At 34.4% G+C, this 21,531-nt stretch carries 22 protein-coding genes and 1 riboswitch; of the genes, 3 read left to right on the forward strand and 19 right to left on the reverse strand.

What is annotated here, in order from left to right; all coding sequences use genetic code 11:
* Positions 1-64: 64 nt before the first annotated feature.
* Positions 65-955 carry a YitT family protein gene (locus AC4BB2_RS07080; protein WP_490472267.1) on the forward strand — a complete coding sequence of 297 codons (891 nt, stop codon included), beginning with the start codon at positions 65-67 and terminating at the stop codon, positions 953-955.
* An 87-nt stretch (positions 956-1,042) separates the two neighbouring features.
* Here the strand turns inward: AC4BB2_RS07080 and AC4BB2_RS07085 are convergent, their stop codons facing one another.
* From AC4BB2_RS07085 to AC4BB2_RS07110, 6 genes are all read right to left on the reverse strand, one after another.
* The gene (locus AC4BB2_RS07085; RefSeq protein WP_490472268.1) at positions 1,043-1,582 is read right to left on the reverse strand and encodes a ReoY family proteolytic degradation factor; all 540 of its coding nucleotides are present in this window, start codon (positions 1,580-1,582) and stop codon (positions 1,043-1,045) included.
* A gap of 8 nt (positions 1,583-1,590) precedes the next feature.
* Entirely contained in the window at positions 1,591-2,850 is a 1,260-nt protein-coding gene (locus tag AC4BB2_RS07090) for a tetratricopeptide repeat protein (protein WP_490472269.1), read from the reverse strand.
* Positions 2,851-2,853: 3 nt separating this feature from the next.
* Positions 2,854-3,900, reverse strand: a complete 1,047-nt coding sequence (locus AC4BB2_RS07095) for a hypothetical protein (protein WP_490472270.1) — start codon at positions 3,898-3,900, stop codon at positions 2,854-2,856.
* Between the two features lie 720 nt (positions 3,901-4,620).
* Positions 4,621-4,896 carry an HU family DNA-binding protein gene (locus AC4BB2_RS07100; protein WP_010761417.1) on the reverse strand — a complete coding sequence of 92 codons (276 nt, stop codon included), beginning with the start codon at positions 4,894-4,896 and terminating at the stop codon, positions 4,621-4,623.
* 247 nt (positions 4,897-5,143) lie between these two features.
* Positions 5,144-6,454 carry a ribosome biogenesis GTPase Der gene (gene der / locus AC4BB2_RS07105; protein ID WP_490472271.1) on the reverse strand — a complete coding sequence of 437 codons (1,311 nt, stop codon included), beginning with the start codon at positions 6,452-6,454 and terminating at the stop codon, positions 5,144-5,146.
* A 276-nt stretch (positions 6,455-6,730) separates the two neighbouring features.
* Complete coding sequence (locus AC4BB2_RS07110) at positions 6,731-8,068, reverse strand: acetaldehyde dehydrogenase (acetylating) (protein ID WP_490472272.1); 1,338 nt, start codon at positions 8,066-8,068, stop codon at positions 6,731-6,733.
* Positions 8,069-8,348: 280 nt separating this feature from the next.
* On the opposite strand from AC4BB2_RS07110, the gene AC4BB2_RS07115 reads away from it, so the two are divergent.
* On the forward strand, positions 8,349-9,125 hold the full coding sequence (locus AC4BB2_RS07115) for a helix-turn-helix domain-containing protein (RefSeq protein WP_490472273.1): 777 nt from the start codon (positions 8,349-8,351) through the stop codon (positions 9,123-9,125).
* Positions 9,126-9,232: 107 nt separating this feature from the next.
* Here the strand turns inward: AC4BB2_RS07115 and rpsA are convergent, their stop codons facing one another.
* The 5 genes from rpsA to AC4BB2_RS07140 form a co-directional block, all read right to left on the reverse strand.
* Positions 9,233-10,444, reverse strand: coding sequence for a 30S ribosomal protein S1 (gene rpsA, locus AC4BB2_RS07120; protein ID WP_490472274.1), 1,212 nt, complete (start codon positions 10,442-10,444; stop codon positions 9,233-9,235).
* 187 nt (positions 10,445-10,631) lie between these two features.
* Positions 10,632-11,300: a (d)CMP kinase gene (gene cmk, locus AC4BB2_RS07125; protein WP_490472275.1), complete on the reverse strand. Its 669-nt coding sequence runs from the start codon at positions 11,298-11,300 to the stop codon at positions 10,632-10,634.
* 127 nt (positions 11,301-11,427) lie between these two features.
* Positions 11,428-11,952 (reverse strand): SAG1386/EF1546 family surface-associated protein, encoded by a 525-nt coding sequence (locus tag AC4BB2_RS07130; protein WP_490472276.1) that lies wholly within the window; start codon positions 11,950-11,952, stop codon positions 11,428-11,430.
* A gap of 79 nt (positions 11,953-12,031) precedes the next feature.
* Complete coding sequence (locus AC4BB2_RS07135; RefSeq protein WP_490472277.1) at positions 12,032-13,474, reverse strand: RecQ family ATP-dependent DNA helicase; 1,443 nt, start codon at positions 13,472-13,474, stop codon at positions 12,032-12,034.
* Positions 13,471-14,502 carry a YpbB family protein gene (locus AC4BB2_RS07140; RefSeq protein ID WP_490472278.1) on the reverse strand — a complete coding sequence of 344 codons (1,032 nt, stop codon included), beginning with the start codon at positions 14,500-14,502 and terminating at the stop codon, positions 13,471-13,473. Before AC4BB2_RS07140 ends, AC4BB2_RS07135 begins: the two co-directional genes overlap by 4 nt.
* Before the next feature lie 42 nt (positions 14,503-14,544).
* Between AC4BB2_RS07140 and AC4BB2_RS07145 the strand changes: the two genes are divergently transcribed.
* On the forward strand, positions 14,545-14,757 hold the full coding sequence (locus AC4BB2_RS07145; RefSeq protein ID WP_490472279.1) for a ferredoxin: 213 nt from the start codon (positions 14,545-14,547) through the stop codon (positions 14,755-14,757).
* A gap of 61 nt (positions 14,758-14,818) precedes the next feature.
* Here AC4BB2_RS07145 and AC4BB2_RS07150 read toward each other — a convergent pair whose 3' ends face one another.
* From AC4BB2_RS07150 to AC4BB2_RS07185, 8 genes are all read right to left on the reverse strand, one after another.
* Positions 14,819-15,544, reverse strand: coding sequence for an alpha/beta hydrolase (locus AC4BB2_RS07150; protein ID WP_490472280.1), 726 nt, complete (start codon positions 15,542-15,544; stop codon positions 14,819-14,821).
* 143 nt (positions 15,545-15,687) lie between these two features.
* Positions 15,688-16,302, reverse strand: a complete 615-nt coding sequence (locus tag AC4BB2_RS07155; RefSeq protein WP_490472281.1) for an ECF transporter S component — start codon at positions 16,300-16,302, stop codon at positions 15,688-15,690.
* A gap of 393 nt (positions 16,303-16,695) precedes the next feature.
* Positions 16,696-16,820, reverse strand: a riboswitch (FMN riboswitch).
* Positions 16,821-16,944: 124 nt separating this feature from the next.
* Positions 16,945-17,661: a pseudouridine synthase gene (locus AC4BB2_RS07160; RefSeq protein ID WP_490472282.1), complete on the reverse strand. Its 717-nt coding sequence runs from the start codon at positions 17,659-17,661 to the stop codon at positions 16,945-16,947.
* A complete protein-coding gene (scpB, locus tag AC4BB2_RS07165; RefSeq protein ID WP_490472283.1) occupies positions 17,662-18,279 on the reverse strand; it encodes an SMC-Scp complex subunit ScpB in 618 nt (205 codons plus the stop codon).
* The gene (locus AC4BB2_RS07170; RefSeq protein WP_490474677.1) at positions 18,276-19,055 is read right to left on the reverse strand and encodes a segregation/condensation protein A; all 780 of its coding nucleotides are present in this window, start codon (positions 19,053-19,055) and stop codon (positions 18,276-18,278) included. Before AC4BB2_RS07170 ends, scpB begins: the two co-directional genes overlap by 4 nt.
* A 44-nt stretch (positions 19,056-19,099) precedes the next feature.
* Positions 19,100-19,462 carry a GNAT family N-acetyltransferase gene (locus AC4BB2_RS07175; protein WP_490472284.1) on the reverse strand — a complete coding sequence of 121 codons (363 nt, stop codon included), beginning with the start codon at positions 19,460-19,462 and terminating at the stop codon, positions 19,100-19,102.
* Between the two features lie 31 nt (positions 19,463-19,493).
* Positions 19,494-20,384 carry a site-specific tyrosine recombinase XerD gene (gene xerD / locus AC4BB2_RS07180; protein WP_490472285.1) on the reverse strand — a complete coding sequence of 297 codons (891 nt, stop codon included), beginning with the start codon at positions 20,382-20,384 and terminating at the stop codon, positions 19,494-19,496.
* 192 nt (positions 20,385-20,576) lie between these two features.
* Positions 20,577-21,509, reverse strand: a complete 933-nt coding sequence (locus AC4BB2_RS07185; protein WP_490472286.1) for an alpha/beta hydrolase — start codon at positions 21,507-21,509, stop codon at positions 20,577-20,579.
* Positions 21,510-21,531: the final 22 nt, after the last annotated feature.

The following is a 21,531-nucleotide window of genomic DNA, read 5'->3' on the forward strand; positions in this document are numbered from 1 at the left end:
AAGGTTCTACTTGTTGTTTTATAATGAGAATGATAAAGTGAGTACTGGATATGGAGGTAAAATCATGGAAGAAAAAAAATTTTATGTAAAAGATGTTCTATTAATTTTAGCTGGAACATGTCTTTATGCATTTGGGTTAGTCACATTTAACATTGCCAACGATTTAGCTGAGGGTGGAGTAACTGGTATTACTTTGATTTTACGTGCACTTTTTTATATTGATCCTGCTTACTCAACTTTGATTATCAATATTCCGCTGATTTTAATCGGCGGAAAAGTTTTAGGTAAACACTCTTTTTATTATACAATTTTAGGAACTGTTTCATTATCGGTGTTTTTATGGTTATGGCAACGCTGGCCAATCGAAATTAACTTGGATCATGATTTACTGATTGCCTCCTTACTGGCTGGTTTAGCCGCTGGTATAGGTAGTGGATTAGTTTATAGAGTTGGTGGAACAACTGGCGGAACAGATGTCGTTGCTCGTATTCTAGAAAAAAATTATGGTATCAGCATGGGACGTTCATTGCTGATTTTTGATATCTTAGTTTTAATTCTTTCTTTGAGTTATATTGATGTCAAACGAATGATGTATACACTGATTGTTTCATTTGTTTTCAGCAGAGTAGTTGACTCGGTTTTAGATGGTGCTTATGCCGCTAAAGGGATATTAGTGATTTCAGATCATACTGAAGATATCGGCGAAGTAATTATGGCTGTTTTAGAACGCGGTGTAACTTATCTAGATGGACAAGGTGGCTATTCTCAAGTGGATAAAAAAGTCCTTTATGTTGTTGTTAGTCCTAGCGAAATTATGGAAATCAAACGTATCGTTCACGAACTAGATGCTAAAGCCTTTATTTCTGTTATAAATGTCCATGAAGCTATTGGCGAAGGATTTACCTATGCTAGACCCGCAAAAAATCTATTTAAAAGAAAAACTCAGCTCAACTAAAATAGTAACGATTCTAACATAAAAACTGGCTAAATAGACAAGTACCTTTCTTGGTCGTCTATTTTAGCCAGTTTTTATTTCTTTAGATCAGATGTTTTTTAAATGGTTTAATTCATTTGTCAATTCTAAAAACGCTTCGTAATTATTATCTTCCAAAGCCAAATCAATTTGACTATATAACAAAGCCATTTTTGCTTGTTTCTCTTCCTGAGCAAAGAAGTTATTGATATTTTCAACCACGTCTTCACTTATTTGTTCATTCCAACGGGCATAAGGGTTATCTTCTAAAATCGATAGATATTGACTGTTTTGCCAAGATCCATCAAACACACATTCTAGGTACAATGCATCTTTCCAATTCATACGAATTTCATGAAAAATCTGATCTGTATCTGTAAATTCTTTTCCTGATAGAAACAATCTAATAGGTTCATCTTCCATCTCTCTTGAAGTGACTTTTAATCCACGAGCCGCTTTATCCGCTTGCTCTATAAAATGGACATTATTTAAAATAGCTTCATGATTGATTAAATAATTTAAAATCCATAATACTTCCCTTTGACTAAATGAAATATTATTGACTAACCAAAGCAAAAATTCTTTCTTATCTGAGACATTGATAAACATCTTATCACCTATCTTTCTTCAATATCTTCTAACAATGATTGTGCTTCATTATCACCAGGTTCATGTTGAAGATAGTGTTGTAACATTCCTTTAGCTTTCTCTAAATGGCCTTCTTCACGGAGAAAAACTGCGTATTCTTTTAAAAATTCCGGTTCATGAGAAAGTTCTTGGTAGGCTTGTTCATAATGGACTCTTGCTAAATCAAATTCCTCCAACTCATTATATGCATGAGCTAAATTCCATTCACCATATGGATGACCTTGTTCTTCCATTTGTTGCACAACATTGATAACTTCCTCAAACCGATTTTCGTTTAAGTACAAATTACTTAATGTCAGCCTTGTTTCATCGGTCTTCTCCCCAAGTTCTAGTGCTTGTTTAAGTAATGATTCTGCTTGTTCAGTATCATGTAGACGATAAGCATTTTCAGAAGCTAGCTGATAGAGGTCTACTTGAAAAGGATTCTCTTTGATTCCTTCTGCTAAAACAGTGCGTGCTTCTTCTAATTGTTCTTCTTCCTGCAATGCTTCCCCTAAAGATAAATACAATGATTGATAATGGGGATTTAAGACTCTTAACTGCTGTAACAGCGCAATTGCTTTTTCATTTTCATGTAATTGTAAATAAGTAAATGCTAATTGGAATAAACGATCATCTGTCTGCTCTTCTTCCAAAGCTTTTTCTAAAAATGGAATCGCTTCTTCAAAGTCACCTGACATACTGTAGCTGCTTCCTAGACGCTCGTTCATTGATACACTAGAGATTTCTGTTACGTCCGTTTCAAGGAGTTCCTGATAGGCTTGTGACGCTTCTTGAAATTGACCATTCACAAAATACAACTCACCTAAAGCAAATAAAATTAATGGCTCATCAGGCAATAATCGTTGTGCTTCTTTTAATTTTGCTTCACTGACTTCTGGAATTCCAATCACTTGATATAAATCAGCCGTTACAAGAAGACTTTGAACATAACTATCACTGTCTTTATCCACCTTTTCTAAATAAGCAAAAGCATCATCAATCTGATTATTTTCGATTGCGATCTCTGCTAATGGGATGTTCAATCCGTCGGCATCTGGAAAAATCGTCAATAAGTGTTCAAAAACCAATTGAGCTTCCTCTAAGAAGCCCAGAGATAATAATTCTTCACCTAAATCAGCTAAGGTATCATCGTCGTCCTTTCTGATAGCTTCTGCTAACATTAATTGAGCCTGAGCCAACTCTTCTTCATGTAATGCTTGTAACATTTTTTCACTGTATGTTGTCATTTTTTATCCTCTAATTTCTTTTAAAATAGTTTTATATTTTTCTATTGTTACTAATAAGTCCTCTGTTTTAGGTTTTACCATCTGATCAATTTCCCCTACTTCTTTTAAAAGAGCTACACTTTCACCATGATTAATGCACTTTAAAATACCTTCCACATAATCACTAACTAAAATTTGCTCAGGAAAATCGACTGGAAAACCCAAGCGAATCAACCATATAATAAAATTTTTATAATGAAATGAAAAACCATTAACCTCTTGCGACCATAAAAGCTGCAATAAACAACCTAAAAATCGTTTCATGTGACTAGATAATAAATGTCCATTTGCGGTTTCTAGAAAACCATGTTCAAATAAATGACCGAATTGGTCGATTATTTGACCGTCTTTTTCATAATAGCGAATCATTTCATCCAGCATACCGTTAAATGAGTGCTGATTCAAGCGTGTTGTATCACTATAATTTTTAAAAAGCATTCTTAAAAAATCATGACTACAAACTAATCCGCATCTAACAAAAACAAGAAAATCGACTAATTTTCCATCTCCGTAATCAGTCGTTAAAGTACGATCATAGATAATTTTTTGAGCTAGTACCGAACTTTCCAAAACAGGATGATTCATTAGTTCAATTTGACCTTTTGGAATCAAACTTTTACTTAGTGATTGAACCGACAGCGGTAATAACCAACACTCAGAAGTTAACACAGATGATTTATGAAGAAACGTTGTTAGTTGAACAACTCCTTCATTTCCAACACCCAAGAAGAGAAATTCCTGTTGCTGATCAAAGTCAGTTAAAAATGCCAAGAGATTTTCTAATTCATTTATATTGTTGCAATGAGCATCATTCTTACAAATATACCAATCTATTTCCTGTTTGTCATCAAAAAGCTGAATCAGTTTATCCGAAAACAAATCATAATAACGTTGATTGGTAATCAAAAAAATATGCTTTGAACCAAGCGAAGCCAATTTAATCTGTGCAGCGAAGGTTTCGCCATAAATGATTGTTGTCTGGAGCTGATTTTTCTTATAAACTAATTCCATTGATAACACCCCTCTTCTTTATTCTACCATTAGTTGTCATAAAACAAAAAGGAGGATGTTTTTATAAAGATACGCCATTGTACGTTAAGACACATTTGATTTTTGGTGGTTTGTCAAATAAAGACAATCGTTCTTTTATTTCTCTTAAAGAACAGGCATTATTGATTCACTATTTTATTATATTTATTCAAAATTTCCTATGTAAAAATTCTTATTTATCTTATATACTAAATTTGTTTCAAGTACATGCAACTTTTAAGAACTATAGCGCACTTCTTAAAAAATTGCAGATGCAAAGAAACAGAGTGATTCGGTCTGATTTGAATAATTAGCAAATCCTAAAGTTCATAGTAAGACCTTACGTTTTTTAACATAGCTGATTATTCGTAATCTTCGGAGCCAATCTTTTTAGATTGGCTTCTTTTATTTTTTTTAGATTTAATTATCCTATTACTTGAATCTGTGCTATACTCATTGCAAATATAGGAGGTAAAATAAATGAAAAAAGTATTTTACGCTAGCCTAATTGCTGCGTTAGCTCTAACTGCATCTGGCATGATTACGGCTATTGCCATGTGTGATTCATGTTGTGAAGATTAGCGATTAATTGCTAGTCTTTTTTTATATAAAATGTTTTGGCCGTTTATCTGATCTTAAACAATAATTTCCATCTAAAAAAAAGAAAGAACCCTTGAATAATCAAGGGTTCTAAGAACTGTCTTATTTAACAGCATCTTTCAACGCTTTACCTGGTTTGAACGCAGGTACTTTGCTTGCAGCGATTTGAATTTCTTTACCAGTTTGTGGGTTACGTCCTTTACGAGCCGCACGTTCGCGAACTTCAAAGTTACCAAAACCGATTAATTGAACTTTTTCACCTTTAGCAAGAGATTCTTGGATAGTTGAAAATACAGCATCCACTGCTGCAGTTGCGTCTTTTTTAGTTAAACCAGTTGAAGATGCAACGTTTTCGATTAATTCTGCTTTATTTGCCATGGATTATTTCACCTCCTCCACAAGGGATAGGATATCAAAAAGATATCTAATTTACGTTTATTTTTGAGTGGTCCAAAAATCACGTACAAATATTGAATTGGATCAATATTCTGTTATCACGATATCATAGGAAGCTTGTAATAGCAAGGTTTTTGATATCTTTTAACCAGTTTTTTCTAAAAATATCATTTTTTTTTATAACTCAATGAATTTATTTGTACATTTGAAACAAGTGTGGTAAAATGCACTATTTTCGTCTTCTAGGAATGATTTTGATTGGTGTTCCTTCGAAGGTGAATGCTTTTCGAATTTGATTTTCTAAGAATCGTGCATATGAAAAATGCATCAATTCTTCTTCATTTACGAAAATAACAAATGTTGGTGGTTTAATTGCTACTTGTGTGGCATAAAATACTTTCAATCGTTTCCCTTTATCGGTCGGAGTCGGATTAATCGCAATAGCATCCATCACAACATCATTTAACAAGGCAGATGGAATCCGTAGATTTTGATTCATACTGACTAATTCGATTAATTCTGGTAGTTTATTTAAGCGTTGTTTGGTTAAAGCAGAAACGAAAATAATTGGAGCATAATCAAGATATTGGAATTCATCACGAATCTCTTCTTCAAAGTCACGCATTGTATTAGTTTCTTTTTCAACTGTGTCCCATTTATTAACAACAATGATAATACCACGACCTGCTTCATGAGCATACCCTGCTACTTTTTTATCTTGTTCTCGGATACCTTCTTCTGCATTTAATACCATTAAAACAATATCTGAGCGCTCAATGGCACGCATCGCACGCATCACGCTATATTTTTCAGTACTTTCATAAACTTTTCCACGTTTACGCATACCTGCCGTATCGATCATCAAGAATTTTTGACCATCTTCAGATTCAAAATGTGTATCAATCGCATCACGAGTAGTTCCTTCGATTTCAGAAACAATCACACGTTCTTCACCAAGAATTGCGTTAATCAATGAAGATTTACCAACGTTGGGACGTCCAATCAAACTAAATTTGATCGTATCTTCATCTTCATCTTCAATCTCAGTTGAGAAATGTTTGACCGCTTCATCAAGTACATCCCCAAGTCCTAAACCATGACTACCGGAAACAGGAAAAGGATCACCTAATCCTAAAGAATAAAACTCATAGATTTCATTTCTCATTTCAGGATTATCGACTTTATTTACAGCCAAGATAACTGGTTTATTGCTTCGATATAAAATTTTTGCCACTAATTCATCCGCATCAGTCACACCTTCACGTCCACTAGCAACAAAGATGATTACATCAGCTTCTTCAATAGCGATTTCAGCTTGGTGTTTGATTTGATCCATAAATGGTTCATCGCCTAAATCAATACCACCTGTATCAATAATACTGAATTCGCGACCCAACCACTCTCCTGTGGTATAAATACGATCTCTGGTTACACCTGGTGTATCTTCCACTATTGAAATTCTTTCACCAGCTATACGGTTAAAAATCGTCGACTTCCCTACATTCGGGCGTCCGACAATTGCAATTGTTGGATTTGCCATTCAAATTACCTCCTTGACAAGTTTTCAATCTTTACTAGTTTACCTAATGCTTGTCTAAGATGCAAGAAAATGTTGTATATAGTTGAAGAACAAAGTAAAAAATGAGAAAAAATATTATTTAATCTAAACTTCAGACCACTTTTGAACAATTTCATCTAAAAGATTCTCTATTTAATCACTTTTATTGATTATTTATTACCCCTCTTCTTTTCAAAAAAACTGAGATTACCGTTTCACTTTACAGTCAACGATAATCTCAGTTTTTATATTTTAATATTAAATACCGTAAGCAATGCGTTTTACATTCATTAAATGATGTGCTGTAACATTATCTGTTGTACTGCTTCCGCCCATTGCTCCACAACCTAATGTCATTGATGGAGCAAGTTTTGTTGTTGCACCAATCGCACCTAATGCGCCTAATGTGTTAACGAGAATGCGTGAAGCTCTCATCTCTAGCCCATATCTTTCAGCGTTAGCATCCGTTGTTGTATGAATTACTGCAGTATGTCCGGTTCCTTCATTAGCAAGCAATGCTTTACATGTTTCAACACCAGTTTCAAAAGAGTCAACTGTAAACAAACCTAGAATTGGTGTTAATTTTTCTCTTGAATAAGGATTGTGATGTCCAATTTCCGTTTGCTCAGAAATCAAAATAGTCGTGTCTTCCGGTACTGAAATGCCAACTAGTTTTGCAACATCCACTGCACTTTTCCCAACAATTTCTGGGTTCAATGTGCCAGTTTCTCTCAAAATATATTTACTAACTTTTGCAGATTCTTCTTCGTTCATAAAATAAGCTTTTTTCACTTTTAATTCATTAACAACTGCATCTTTCACTGCAGCATCCACAACAAGCGCTTGTTCTGATGCACAAATGATTCCATTATCAAAAGTTTTACTACTAATCACGCAATCAATCGCATGAGCGATATCTGCAGTTGCATCAATTAAAACAGGAACATTTCCAGGTCCAACACCAATCGCAGGATTTCCAGAACTATACGCCGCTTCAACCATCGCTTTACCACCTGTTGCAAGAATCAAGGAAACATCTTTATGTTTCATCAATGCGCTAGTTGCATCTAATGTAGGATTTTGGATTACTTGAACCAAACCAGCAGGTGCACCAGCTTCTACGGCTGCCTTCTCAATAATTTCTACAGCCATTAAAATTGCTTTCAAAGCTTTCGGATGTGGAGAAAAGACAATGGCATTTCTAGTTTTTAATGCAATTAATGCTTTAAAGATAACTGTTGCAGTTGGATTGGTTGATGGAATTAGCCCTGCTACGACACCTAAAGGAATCCCGATTTCAATTATTTTATCTTCTTTGCGACGATTGATTACTCCAACAGTTGGCAAGTCTTTAATACTGTCATAGACTTGTTCGCTAGCAAAAGTATTTTTGATTATTTTATCAGAAACCTTACCAAATCCAGTTTCTTCATTGGCTGCTATAGCTAATTTTTCTGCATTATCTAATGTTTTTTGATAGACATTCTTTACAACAGCATCTACTTGAGCCTGAGAAAATTTTTCATATTCTGCTTGTGCTTTCTTTGCTGTTTCAACTAATGTGTCAATTTCTTTCACTTTGATTTCTTCAGTCATATTGAACACTCCTTCAAATTTTTGTCTTTCAATCTTCTAACTGCCTAGTTTTTTAGAGCAGTAAGATTTCGTTAAACGCTTACAAACCTATTTTAATCTATTTTTTTCAATTTGTTAGGGAATATTTTAAGAATATTATGGACAAAATTTACCTTCTAGTTTATATATTTCACAAATTATTTGACTTGAAAGCTGAATATATTAAGGGTATGATAGAATAGTAAATAGGTTTTCACAAACAAAAGTACGAGCATTCTATCAAAGAAAAGAGGGTTTTCTTATGTGCCGATTATTGATTGTTAGTAATGATCCAAAAGAACAAAAACTTCTTCACCAATCTATCAATGATTCATTCATGAATATAAAAGTTTTACCTCCTGCTGGAACGGAACAAGAAGCATTGAGTATCGCTGAAAAACTCCTTCCAGAAATTCTCTTGATAGCGATTGATCATCTTGATGTTGATGGTTTCATCGTTAAGCGGAAAATAGTACAACATCTACCAAATATTAAAGTAATCATATTAACGGAACGAGATAATTTCCAAAGCATTCAACAAGCATTACGATGTGGAGTTATTGATTATTTACTAGCGCCAATTGACTTTAATGAATTAAAATTCGCAATCCACCGTTGTGTCAAATCACTAAATCAAGTATCTTTACTAGATGTTTTGAACAACAAACCCACTGTATTAGCTAAAGAACAAATCAATACTATTCTTGATTATATTCATGATCATTACAATGAAGAGATAAATTTGGCTACTTTAGCAGACATCATGCATTTGAATCGCCATTATGTTAGTCGGTTTTTCAAAGATGCTGTAGGAATGAACTTTATCGATTATTTAACTACATACCGAATAGAAAAAGCTAAACAATTATTGATGAAAACAGAAGAGTCCATTACTGAGATTTCTGGTACTGTTGGCTATGTTGATTCTACTTATTTTAGTAAGTTATTTAAGAAAAAAGTTGGTCAGTCCCCTCACCAATTTCGGAAACAATATCAAGGGGATTATATACCAGGAGATTTACGCGTAATCTATAATTAATAGATTACACAAAAAGCCGACAACTAAAAGTATTTAGTTGTCGGCTTTTTTATCATAGATACAAAAAAACGAAGGTTTCCCTTCGTTTTTATAAATCTTAGTTAAAATTATTCTGAATCAGAATCTTGCCCTTTTAAAGCATCACCTAAGATATCACCCATTGTGAAACCAGTATTTTCTTCTGGCAACTCATAGTCTTGAACATCTTTTGGTTCTTCTTGCGATTCTGGTTTTGCTTCTAAAGCTTTGATACTTAAAGCAATACGATGTTCGTCTGGATTTACTTCCAAGACTTTCACCTGAACTGTTTCACCTTCTTGTAATACTTCATGAGGTGTTGCAATATGTTTATGAGAAATTTGAGAAATATGAACTAAGCCCTCAACTCCTGGGAATACTTCTACAAATGCCCCAAAACTTGTTAGACGTTTGACTGTTCCATCAAGAACAGAACCAACAGCTGCTTTAGTTTCGATATCTTCCCATGGTCCAGCTAATGTTTCTTTGATTGATAGAGAAACGCGTTCTTCATCAGGATTAATGGAAAGGATTTTGACTTTCACATCATCTCCAACAGTTAATACGTCACTTGGTTTACCAACATGTTGATGCGCAATCTCAGAAACATGCACCAATCCATCAATGCCGCCTAAATCAATAAACGCACCAAAATCTGTTAAACGAGCAACTTTTCCTTCAACAACATCGCCTTCATGAAGCGTAGCTAAGATATCTTTTTTCTTAGAATTTTTGTCAGCTTCAACCACTGCTTTATGAGATAAAATCAAGCGGTTTTCAGAAGGTTCGATTTCAATGATTTTAAATGTCAAAGTTTTACCTTTATACTCTGAAAAATCATCCACAAAATGATCTTCTACCATTGATGCAGGAACAAATCCACGAACGCCGACATCAACAACCAAACCACCTTTTACAACATTTGTAACTGGTGCTTCGATAATTTTACCTGCTTGGAAATCTTGTTCGATTTCTTCCCAAACTTTTTTAGCATCTAAACGACGTTTAGAAAGCAAATAACTACCGTTTTCTTTATCTTTTCCAATCGAAGTGATTACAACTAAGTCTAAGATATCTCCAACTTTCACTAACTCGTTGATATCTTCTACTTGTGTAGTAGATAATTCTTTTGCTGGTACCACGCCTTCAACACCAGCACCTTCAATACCGATAACTACTTGTTTGTCCTCAATGGCCAACACTTCACCTTTAACGATGTCGCCGACACTTACTTCTTGGACGCTGTTCATTGCATCTTCCATTGTTTCATTGCTAATTTCCACTTTTTTGTCTTCTGTCATGAATACTTATCCTCCTATGCCACCAAAAAATTCGTAAAAAACTGACCTACTTCTTTAATAGTAAGGGATTTTACTGAAAAAATAAAGCGATTTCTCTCATTTTCTTTTTTTTCTTTGAAATAAGAGGGTAATTTCTTTCTTAAAGAGAAAAAATCGCAGGCTTCAAGTAGTTAAACTAAAGCAACTTTTAAATTTTCGACTCAATAACATGTTCTATCGCTGTGACAACTTCCTCGATGTTCATGCCAGTTGTGTCTATTTTAACTGCATCTTCTGCTTGTTTCAAAGGTGATACTTCTCGAGTGGAATCAAGGTAGTCCCGATGTTCGATTTCTTTTTTCAGTGTATCAAAATCAGTAGTAATTCCTTTTGCCTGATTTTCCTTAAAACGTCTTTCAGCGCGCTCTTTTACACTTGCAACTAAAAAAATTTTAACTTCTGCATCTGGCAGCACAGCCGTTCCAATATCTCGTCCGTCCATAACTACTCCTCCTGCACGTCCGATTTTTTGCTGAAGCTGAACCATTTTTTCTCGAACCTCTCCGTGTTTGGCAACGATTGAAACGGAATTTGTCACATCAGGTTGTCTGATTTCTTCTGTTACTTCGAGAGTATCTATGAAGACAAGCTGCTCTTTTTCTGTCTGTTTAAATGAAATCGTGTGATCCAAACATAGTTCCACTAAGCTTTTTTCATCTTCAAAATCAACATTTTCTTTAATTGCCAAATAGGTTAATGCTCGATACATTGCACCTGTATCACAATAGATATAATTCAATTTTTTTGCCAAAATTTTGGCTACTGTACTTTTTCCAGACGAGGCTGGTCCATCAATGGCAATACTTATCTTCTTCATAACAAACTCCTTTGTTTACTACATAGTAAAAGAGTCTGGTACAAAACAAAGACTGTTTTGTTTCAGACCCTTAAAAGCAAACCTTGAGATCGAGGTTTGCTCAATCTCACCGTTGGCTCATTTTTTATTATTTAACACGTAACGATTGACCTGGTTGTAAAACAGAATTCAATGTCAAACCATTCAATTGTAATAATTCATCCGTTGTAATACCATTTCTTGCGGCAACTTGGTTCGGACCTTCTCCTGCAAGTACTTCCGTATAAGCAGATGTCTCTTCTGTTGCCTGACTTGTTGGTGTTGTTTCTTGTGACACACTACTTTCACCGTTCGCCGCACTTGAAGATGATGACTCACTTTGGGCACTTGATGACGATGGTTGTGTTGTTGATGATTGAACAACCACAGATGATGAAGGTTGTGTTGCTTCTTTATTGTCAGATTTATCTCTCATCACATATAGATATGTTCCTACTGGTAAAGCAATAATCAATAGTAATAAGATAACTAAAATCGTCAGAAAAACCGTATTTCCTTTTTTGTGTTGACGTTTTTCTGAGCGAGAACCTCCAGTGTTCTTATCTGTATCATAAATTGACTGCTCCCAAGGTTCACGTGCTCCTGATGGTTTTCTCGTATCTTTTTTACTCACGTATCGTTCCTCCTAAATTTCTCTCGTGTGCTATTATACCACAGCTTTTTATCAACTGCAGTCTAAATAAAGATTATTTTCATTCTTTAAATAATCTTATTAAAATGTCCTCCCACTGATCGGAGATTTCGTTTTCTTCTGGTGATTGTACTATCTGATCTTTGTAATTGTCAAAAGATAAGCCGCACTGATCACAACAACTTTCTTGTTTTATGTCGTCATTTTTTTCTGAAAAATACTGTTGGATGAATACACGACGGCACTTCTGTTCATTTATATAGTTTAACATACTGTTTAGCTGTTGTTGCCGTTCTTTCTCTTTTCTTAATAATCTTTTCTCTAACTCTTCAATCGTATATTCGTTTTCTAAATACCCTTGAAGCCATTTTTGCTGAATTTCATTTAAAACTGGAAGTATATCTTCTTCATTCTCTATTTGAAATATCCCTGGTGCATTTAAGAGTTCACGATCAAGTCGACTTTCAGACTGAAAATAATAATGAATGGATTCGTCCCCTTTTTTATACAGTAAAATCGCAACACTAGGTTGGCCATCGCGACCAGCCCGGCCGATTTCTTGGACATAGTTTTCTAAACTATCTGGGCAATCATAATGAATGACAAAGCGGATATCCGGCTTATCAATGCCCATACCAAAGGCGTTAGTTGCACATAAAACATCTAATTGATTTGATACAAATTGCTGTTGTAATAAACTGCGTTCATTCGGTGTTAACCCACCGTGATAAAATGCCGACTTCAAGTTGGTCTGTTCTTTGATTGTTCGACTGAGTATCTCAGCTTTCTTTCTTGTTGCACAATAAATGATTCCTTTAGTTTTTAATTGCGTCAGATAAAACAACAACGCATCATTTTTCTCCGTTGTTTGGTTAACAATCAGACCAATATTCGGTCGATTAACGGAAAAAATCACTTCTGAAACATGTTTACAATGAGTAAATACTTGTTTGATGATTTCATTTTTTACCGCAGGTGTTGCTGTAGCTGTCAAAGCTAATGTTAACGGATACCCGCACTCCGCTTGAATTTTAGCCAGTTTTGTATATTCAGGTCTGAAGTCTACGCCCCATTGAGAGACACAATGGGCTTCATCTACTACGAACAATGCAATCGTTAAACGTGCTATTTTTTGTCTGACCTCTTTTTGCATTAACGTTTCTGGACTAACTAAGATAAATTTATAGTCACTTAAATGATTCAGCACATACTGCTTTTCTAAAAAGGATAGACTACTATTTAATGCAACAACCCGAGATTCCCCTTTTTTTTGGAGTTGAATTACTTGATCTTCCATTAATGACAACAATGGAGAAACAATGATCACTGTCCCCTCAACCAGTTGTCCAATAAATTGGTAACATAAAGATTTTCCCGTACCTGTAGGCAAAACTGCCAATGTATCTTGCTTAGCTAAAAGCAATTCAACAACTTCTTTTTGTCCTGGCTTAAAACTACTAAACCCGAATTTATCATGCAATACTTGCTCTAAATGAATGGTCATCTTCTCTGTTCTCTTTCTTTTCTAAGTTTTTGAATTTGATACAATCGAAACTCAAAATAATCAAGTTTTGGATCATTTTGTTTCAATGAACGATACACCCATTCTTGATATGGACCAACTTGTTGATTTAAAGAGTGATAAGTCTCTTTCGATATAAAACGTTCAAATGGAAAATCAGTTGTTAGAGCCAGTTCCATAAAATGGTCTTGTATCGTACTTTTTTTTACTCTCCTTTGTTGAGCAACCTCATCCATTGATAGCTGTGTGTCTAAATAATGTCTTGTTTCGTTCATACTTTGATTTTCATTTTGTTTAATTAGCGGAGTAATAAACTTTTTTAAGAAACTATCTTCTGGCATCTGATAAATCATATAAAATAAATGGTGAAGTCTTTCTTTGTTTAAAAGATATTTTTTGAATGCTTTTTGATTAGTATCCATCAATTGAAAAGATGTTTTACCAATTTGCTGGTATCCTGAAAATTGTTTTGCAAAATAATCCGCTTCTTCTTTAGGCAAGCATGAAAAAATCTGTCTCCATTCTTCTTTAACTGTTCGAATCAACAAATTTTTCGGCATTGATTTGATATATACTTTTACTTGTTTCTGGTATAATGGCGATTGTTCAAGAGGAATATATTGTTTATTGGCATAAGATAAATGAGAAACTACCTGTACGGTAAATTGTAATAAACGCCAGATCGTTTCATCTGTTCGGCCAAAACGATAATTGTCAATCCAAATAAAATGGTTATCATCTTTAACTAACCTTTGCTTTCCAAGAGCTGTTATTTGAGCTTCTCCGTCAGCACTCAATGTCAAGAACTGATTTACGCTTAAGTCATTTAGTATCTGATTAAATTGAGTTTCAGATAACTCTGGAGTCAACTGAAAAAAGCGTAAATTTTCATATAGAAAACCGTATAACAAAACAGAACTAGTCCGTTTACCTTTTAAAAGATGATACAAAGTTGAGGTTCTTACCTTGTATCCATGCTGAAATAAAGCTAAAATGAATAAGAAATCCATATTTTCACCTCTTTTAATGATTAGGATAGGAAGTGCACATATATGTTATGTAAAATAATACCTGAGAAATGTATCGCTTGTGGTCTATGTCAAGTATATGCCCCAGAAATTTTTGATTATAACGATGATGGGATTGTTATTTTAAAAAATGATCATGAAGCTTTTCAAGAATTTGTTCCTGAGCATGAAATAAACAATGCGATAACAGCGTACCGCAAATGTCCTGTGCGTGCAATAGAGATCATAGAAAATTAAAGAAAATCAGATAAATAAAGATGGCATATAACTCACAAGGTTATGTCCCATCTTTATTGTTTTATTTGATTGTGTTTAACCAGTCAATCAGGTATTTCGCTACCTTTTCTTGTTGTTCTTCGTCATTTATCAAGGCTGGTTTGTCCCCTTTTTGTTCTCCGTAACTTCCAAATCCAGCATGATTTCCCCCTTTTATTTCCTTATAAACCGTTTGTTTAGGTAAATATTTTTTTGCTTGATTATAGGCTTGCCAGTTTAAAACACCGTCTTCAGATCCTGTCAACGAAAGAACTTTCCCTTTAAATTGAGAAAGGCTACCTTTTTGATCTGGATAACTTGCTAAGAAAAAAACGCCTTTTAACTTAGTTTGATTCTCTTGTGATGCAACAAATCGACTCGCCATAACTCCTCCTAGAGAATGCCCGCCGATTACATAATTTTTTAAATCCTTGGATTGAATAATTGCTTCTGCTGCGTTTTGTCCTAGAACAGCTAAATTCAAGGGCTCTTTTATAAGATAGACGGAAAATCCAGCTTCTGCTACTTTGTCAGCCCAAATACTATAACTGGCATTTTCAACCAAGGCTCCTTGATAAAAAATAACTGATGGCTTATTTTGATCTCCTTTAAAAAATAAAACACCACTTTCATCTTTTGCTTTCTTGGATATTTCTAAAGCATCCTTTGTCGGTGTATAAGTAATTGTCTTTATATAAAATAGTCCCACTAAAACCAATGCCACAATTAATCCTACCACCCAAAGTAGCCGCTTTTGCCATTTCTTCATTTTCCTTTTCCTCCGTTCTTCATCAAATTTATTTTATCAGAAATAATCAAAGAAATAGAATATTTTGGTTTACTTATAAAATAAGCGTAAAACAAAACTATAAAATAGTCTGTTTCACGCTTTTAAATATTTATATCAATCTCTTATTTCATTATTGGTTTTTGTTTTCCCAACTGATTTTGTTTTCTAGACAGCCATGGCAGAAGTTTGGCGTGAAGTACTAAAAAAACAGCACTCACGATGATACCTTTTATTAAGTTAAAAGGTAGGATGCCAATCGTTACATATTTTGCTAAAGACATTCCTAAAAATTGTCCTGCCGATACACCAAATAGTTTTAAGTATATTGGTGTAATTACAAAGTAATTTGCTACCGTCATAAAAACAGTTAGAGCAATAATTCCAGTAGAAACTCCTAGAATTTTATTTGAAAGCTTTTTGCTTCCTCGTTGAAAAAAGTAATACATCGGTAAGGTGAAAACCATTGTTGCAAAAAAACTAGCTGTATCTCCTACCAAATTTTGTGGTGATGCACCTGTTGTAAAGAGATGCAATACTGATCTTATGAACGCCGTGCTGATACCAGCCAGTGGTCCGAATAAAAACATACTGATCATAACCGGAATATCGCTAAAATCAACTTTCAAAAAGCTGAGTGCAGGAATTGGCATAATTGGAAAAGCCACGTACTGTAAAACCACCGCTATTGCTGCTAGCATTGCTACACTTACCATTTTTTGTACCTTGTTGTTTCGCATATGAAATCCTCCTGTTAAGGACCCATCTTCAAACGAACTTTTCTAAATTAACTTTTCAGTGATTTCTCTTGATTTGCTGTGTTGACTTAACTGAATGAGTGACAAAACTTCTTTAACTGCAATTCCAAATACATTTTTAATTTTATATGACAGTATTTAGAATTATCCAACTAACACTAAAAATTATCTTCCTATATTTTCGCCATCAATTGTGATTTTCAGTTGATTCTGTTACTTCGATACGAAGGTAATTCGCTCACTTTGTTCACCAAGTACTATTCATCATCTACGGTGTCCTTTAGACAATCGCAGTGATACAAAGCAAAAACTCTATTTTCCGGCAGGGAAAATAGAGTAGAGTTATCTTATCTGAAAAAAGCCAATTCAAATAAGCCCTATCTTCTTTATCCAGACTTTACTGTCGGTATTGGAATTTCACCAATTCAGCCACCTCAAATGAAGTAGGTCGTGGACTATAACCACCGGTCGGGAATTGCACCCTGCCCCTGAAGACGAACCTTTATTAAATTTTTGTACACACTTATTATACAACGTTATTCTAAAAAAGCAATCTATAGGTTTTCCGCATTGTATAAATATAAAAATAAGATACTAAAAACTATCTAGCATCTTATTTTTATATTATTTTGATTGATTAAGCAAGGTACTTATTTCTTTTTTATTCAAATTACGATATTCACCTGGACGTAGTCCCTTTAAGGTTAAATCCCCATATCTTTCTCTTTTTAGTTTTTGAACGGGGTAACCTACAGCTTGCAGCATATTTTTAACTTGATGGTTACGTCCTTCATGGATCGTTAATTCTACAATACTAGTATTTGTTTTAAGATCAACCGATATAATTTGGAACGTAGCTGGTGCCGTTTTGTACCCTTCGATTTTTATTCCTTTAGTCAATGGAAGAAAATCATGTTTTTTAGCTAATCCTTTTACCTTTGCAACGTAAACTTTATCAATTTCGTGGCTTGGGTGTGTTAATTTTTGTGAAAACTCGCCATCATTCGTTAGCAGTAGCAATCCTGACGTATCATAATCCAACCTGCCGACAGGATAAATGCGTTCTTTAATGTGAGAGAAAAAATCGGTAACAACTTTTCTACCTTTATCATCGGAAACAGCAGAAATAACCCCTTTTGGTTTATAAAATAGATAGTAGCCGTATTCTTCCTTGTAAATCGGTACATCGTCTACTTCGACTTTATCATTTTTCCCTACCTGTGTCCCTAATTCTCGAATGATTTTTCCATTTACTTTTACACGCCCATTGACGATATATTCTTCTGCTTTTCTACGAGATGCGATCCCCGCATGAGCAATTACTTTTTGAAGTCTTTCCATCTAGTTTTCTTCCTCCGATTCATTTATATCCGATGTTGCCTCTTCTTCATTTAACTCTTTGTAACGATCGAAAAAGAGATCTAAAGGCAACTCTTCAGCGATTTCTTCTTCCATTTGATGGATATCCGGCAACTCTTCCAAGGATTTCAAGCCAAAATAGTCCATAAAATAAGCTGTCGTTCCATATAAAATTGCTCGACCAGGCCCATCCACTCGACCTTTTTCTTCAATCAATTGTCGAGCAACTAGTTTTTGCATTGACCCTGCAGATTGAACCCCTCTGATCTCATCTACTTCCACTCTTGAGATGGGTTGTTTATAGGCGACGATTGACAATGTCTCCAAAGCAGCTTGGGATAATGAATTAGATAAAGGTGACTGTGCATACTTTTTTAATAATGGTGCAAATATTTTTTTAGTAGACAGCACAAAATGATTGCCGACTTCTAAAATATTTAAGGCTGATTGTTCATCTGATTCATAGTGTTCTTTTAAAGCTGTCACAGCTTCATAGGTTTTAGCTGTAGATAGCTCTAGTAAATAAGATAATTCCTCTAAACCGATTCCTTCTTCGCCAACAACAAATAGAATCGCTTCAACTTGACTGATTGTGGTCACGCGGTTTCCTCCGTATTTGATTCAATCTTTTCAGACGTATTATATAGTAAAATTGAACTATAATTGTCTTCTTGCTCTACATGAACAACCCCTTTTTTCATCAATTCTAATAAAGCCATAAAGGTTGTTACAATTTCTTGTTTAGAATATGATGTAAAAAAAGATTCAAAATTGACTGGCGTATCCCGATCAATTTGACACATTTTTTCAGAAATTGTTGCTATTTTTTCCTCAATTGATACATCATCACCTGCAACAGTAGTTTCTACTGGTTGACGACTTTTTTTCTTTTCCAACATTGCATGAAAGGCCAGAAATAAATCAATCGTATTTAATTGATTTGGTTCTAAAAATGGATTCTCTTCTTTATACTCATCGATATCCATGGGTTCTTTCGTATAATAAAGACTTCTTTCAGATTCTTTTTCATGTAAAAGTCCTGCTGCATATTTAAATTTACGATATTCCAACAATTGGGCAACCAATGCATCCCGTGGATCTTCTCCTCCAAGGAGTTCATCGTCTTCGGTTACTTCTAATTCTTGCTTTGGTAAAAGCATCTTACTCTTAATTGCCATTAACGTTGCTGCCATCACTAGGTATTCACCAGCAATCTCCAATTCCAGTGTTTTCATTGTATGAATATAATTCATATATTGTTCAGTCACTGCAGCAATCGGAATATCATAAATATCAATTTCCAATTTTTTGATTAAATGTAACAAAAGATCCAACGGTCCTTCAAATACATCTAATTTTACATTAATTTCCTGCAAGATCATCCAACTTTCTTTTTCGACTCTCTAGTTTACCATAAAACTCAATCGTTGTGTTCTTTCCACTTAGATAAATAAGTAGATGTAGCTAAAGTTCCATAAATTTTCGTCTTTGGATACAAATCTACCAACTCATCAAGCAAATCGAATCCAAGCTTTTCTCCTCGAAAGGAAGGATTGATCGATATATCATGTAAAATCATCGACTCAGATGTTTCCACTTCAATTCCTACAATCCCCTGAATATTTTTATCTCCCGCAGGTGTCCAAAATAGTAAATGCAAATCTTCTTCTTTTTCATACATATCTATTTCTTTTAATAACTCCTGGTATTCAGTTAATTTTTGATGAAAACTCAATATGCCCATCGCAATTTTTCGTTGCTCTTTTCGATAATAACTTAACATGATCTCACCCTCTTTCTTTAAAAGCTTTTTATTAGGCTCTTGGAAAATGTTGTTTATAAACATCTGCCATACGTTGTTTGGTAATATGAGTATAGATTTGAGTAGTAGAAATATCTGCATGTCCTAAAAGTTCTTGAACAATTCTCAAATCAGCACCATTTTCTAATAGGTGCGTAGCAAAGCTATGACGTAGCGTGTGTGGTGTAATGGTCTTGTCTATTCCTGCGTCACGAACAATTTGTTTCAAATTTTTCCAAACGCCCTGACGAGAAAGTGATCTGCCATGATGATTTACAAACAAATGTGTTTCGTTTTGATTTTTTTTGATTAAACTAGGACGTGCTTCTTCTAAATACTTTTCGATCCATTGGATTGCATAATCACCTAAAGGGATGATCCGTTCTTTATCTCCCTTACCAATTGTTTGCAGTAAACCCATAGACAAATGTAAATCTCCTATTTTTAAATCTACTAACTCACTAACACGTAATCCAGTAGCATACATTACTTCCAAAATCGTTCGATTCCTTATACCTAAGGGTTTAGTCGTGTCAGGCGTTTCGATTAATAAGGTAACTTCTTCTACAGAAAGTGTATTAGGAAGTTTTTGCGCCTTTTTTGGTGAATCTATATGTTGCATTGGGTCATGATCTGTCACGCGCTCTTGTCTTAAAAACTGATGAAACCCTCTTAGACTTGAAATCATTCGAATAATTGTAGCCGATGAATTGTTTTCATTGTAGAGTGTTTGTAAATATTCCATAATTATGTAGCGATCAATCTGCTGCCAAGATCCAACTTTTTGTTCTTTTAGAAAAGCCAGATACTTATGTAAGTCACGTTCATAGCTTTTTCTGGTATTAAGAGAAAGCCCTCGTTCTATTTGTAAGTAATGCAGATAGTCAATCATTTGTTCTTCCATCTATTTTACCTCATTTCTTTTTATTATCATATCAAAGAATTCTAGTCGATGCATAGTAAAATCTTAAAACTAGTAAGATATGCAGTATTTTTAGCTAACTACTCTCATCCTCAATCAACAAAGTAATAAAAGATATTACGTTCTACTTCAAAAAATCGCCATCAGCTTCCAAAACTGAATGACGATTTTTCTTTAATGTACGTATTTTGTTAAAAATTCTGATACTTTTTCTTTGTATGCTTTTGAATCTGTTGAATAAGCTTTTGCATGCCCTGCTCCTGGAACAACGAACTTCTCTTTTGGTGCATCTGTCGCATTATAGACTTCATCCAACATTTTAAATGGTACAAATTTATCTGCATCACCATGGATAAACAACATTGGAACTTTATTTTTCTTCAATTGTGCAACTGAGCTAGCTTCACCAAAGAAGTATCCTGCACGAATTTTAGTAATCACACTTGTAACTGGAACTAGCGGAAATGCTGGTAAGTTAAACATGTCTTTTAATTGATACGCTAATTCTTCGTTGACACTGGAGTAGCCACAATCTTCAACAATTGCTTTAACATTTTTCGGTAATGTTTCGCCACTGGTCATCATTACAGTCGCACCACCCATACTAATACCATATAAGGTAATTTGAGCATCTTTACCATTTTTAGCAACTACTTTGTCAATCCATTGGAGATAATCCTTACGTTCAGGCCAACCAAAACCAATATAATCTCCTTCACTTTCGCCGTGACCTCTAGCATCAGGTACTAGAACATTGTACCCCCAATCGTGGTACATTTTAGCAAAACTGGCCATTGTTTCGGCACTTCCCATATAACCATGAGCCATAATAACATTTTTGTCTGTTTTTTCTTCAGCTGGTAAATAAATGGCTTTTAATTTTAGATCATCAGTGGATGTGATTTCCCAATAAGAACGATTTTTATCGTCTTTAAACCACTTTTCTTCAGGTTTTTTCACTTCAACATCGGTTCCCGGTGTGTCACCAGCTAGGAAATCTTTTTCTGAAGGAACAACTGCATAATTATAAAAATACATGCCAGCACCTATTAATACGATTGCAATCAATATTACGATAACAATCAAAATTTTTACTATTCGACTCATTCGATTACTCCTTGTTGAAAGT

The sequence above is a fragment of the Enterococcus sp. AAFC-DPL-5146 genome (assembly GCF_058216635.1).

What these genes read in the sequence shown, in the direction of transcription:
- AC4BB2_RS07155 (WP_490472281.1), bottom strand. Translation starts at nt 16,302, where the DNA reads ATGCGAAACAACAAGGTACAAAAAATGGTAAGTGTAGCAATGCTAGCA.
- AC4BB2_RS07100 (WP_010761417.1), bottom strand. Translation starts at nt 4,896, where the DNA reads ATGGCAAATAAAGCAGAATTAATCGAAAACGTTGCATCTTCAACTGGT.
- cmk (WP_490472275.1), bottom strand. Translation starts at nt 11,300, where the DNA reads ATGAAGAAGATAAGTATTGCCATTGATGGACCAGCCTCGTCTGGAAAA.
- rpsA (WP_490472274.1), bottom strand. Translation starts at nt 10,444, where the DNA reads ATGACAGAAGACAAAAAAGTGGAAATTAGCAATGAAACAATGGAAGAT.
- AC4BB2_RS07150 (WP_490472280.1), bottom strand. Translation starts at nt 15,544, where the DNA reads ATGAAGAAATGGCAAAAGCGGCTACTTTGGGTGGTAGGATTAATTGTG.
- AC4BB2_RS07115 (WP_490472273.1), top strand. Translation starts at nt 8,349, where the DNA reads ATGTGCCGATTATTGATTGTTAGTAATGATCCAAAAGAACAAAAACTT.
- AC4BB2_RS07095 (WP_490472270.1), bottom strand. Translation starts at nt 3,900, where the DNA reads ATGGAATTAGTTTATAAGAAAAATCAGCTCCAGACAACAATCATTTAT.
- AC4BB2_RS07085 (WP_490472268.1), bottom strand. Translation starts at nt 1,582, where the DNA reads ATGTTTATCAATGTCTCAGATAAGAAAGAATTTTTGCTTTGGTTAGTC.
- AC4BB2_RS07175 (WP_490472284.1), bottom strand. Translation starts at nt 19,462, where the DNA reads ATGTTAAGTTATTATCGAAAAGAGCAACGAAAAATTGCGATGGGCATA.
- AC4BB2_RS07140 (WP_490472278.1), bottom strand. Translation starts at nt 14,502, where the DNA reads ATGGATTTCTTATTCATTTTAGCTTTATTTCAGCATGGATACAAGGTA.
- AC4BB2_RS07110 (WP_490472272.1), bottom strand. Translation starts at nt 8,068, where the DNA reads ATGACTGAAGAAATCAAAGTGAAAGAAATTGACACATTAGTTGAAACA.
- AC4BB2_RS07185 (WP_490472286.1), bottom strand. Translation starts at nt 21,509, where the DNA reads ATGAGTCGAATAGTAAAAATTTTGATTGTTATCGTAATATTGATTGCA.
- AC4BB2_RS07080 (WP_490472267.1), top strand. Translation starts at nt 65, where the DNA reads ATGGAAGAAAAAAAATTTTATGTAAAAGATGTTCTATTAATTTTAGCT.
- xerD (WP_490472285.1), bottom strand. Translation starts at nt 20,384, where the DNA reads ATGGAAGAACAAATGATTGACTATCTGCATTACTTACAAATAGAACGA.
- AC4BB2_RS07135 (WP_490472277.1), bottom strand. Translation starts at nt 13,474, where the DNA reads ATGACCATTCATTTAGAGCAAGTATTGCATGATAAATTCGGGTTTAGT.
- der (WP_490472271.1), bottom strand. Translation starts at nt 6,454, where the DNA reads ATGGCAAATCCAACAATTGCAATTGTCGGACGCCCGAATGTAGGGAAG.
- AC4BB2_RS07090 (WP_490472269.1), bottom strand. Translation starts at nt 2,850, where the DNA reads ATGACAACATACAGTGAAAAAATGTTACAAGCATTACATGAAGAAGAG.
- AC4BB2_RS07145 (WP_490472279.1), top strand. Translation starts at nt 14,545, where the DNA reads ATGTTATGTAAAATAATACCTGAGAAATGTATCGCTTGTGGTCTATGT.
- AC4BB2_RS07160 (WP_490472282.1), bottom strand. Translation starts at nt 17,661, where the DNA reads ATGGAAAGACTTCAAAAAGTAATTGCTCATGCGGGGATCGCATCTCGT.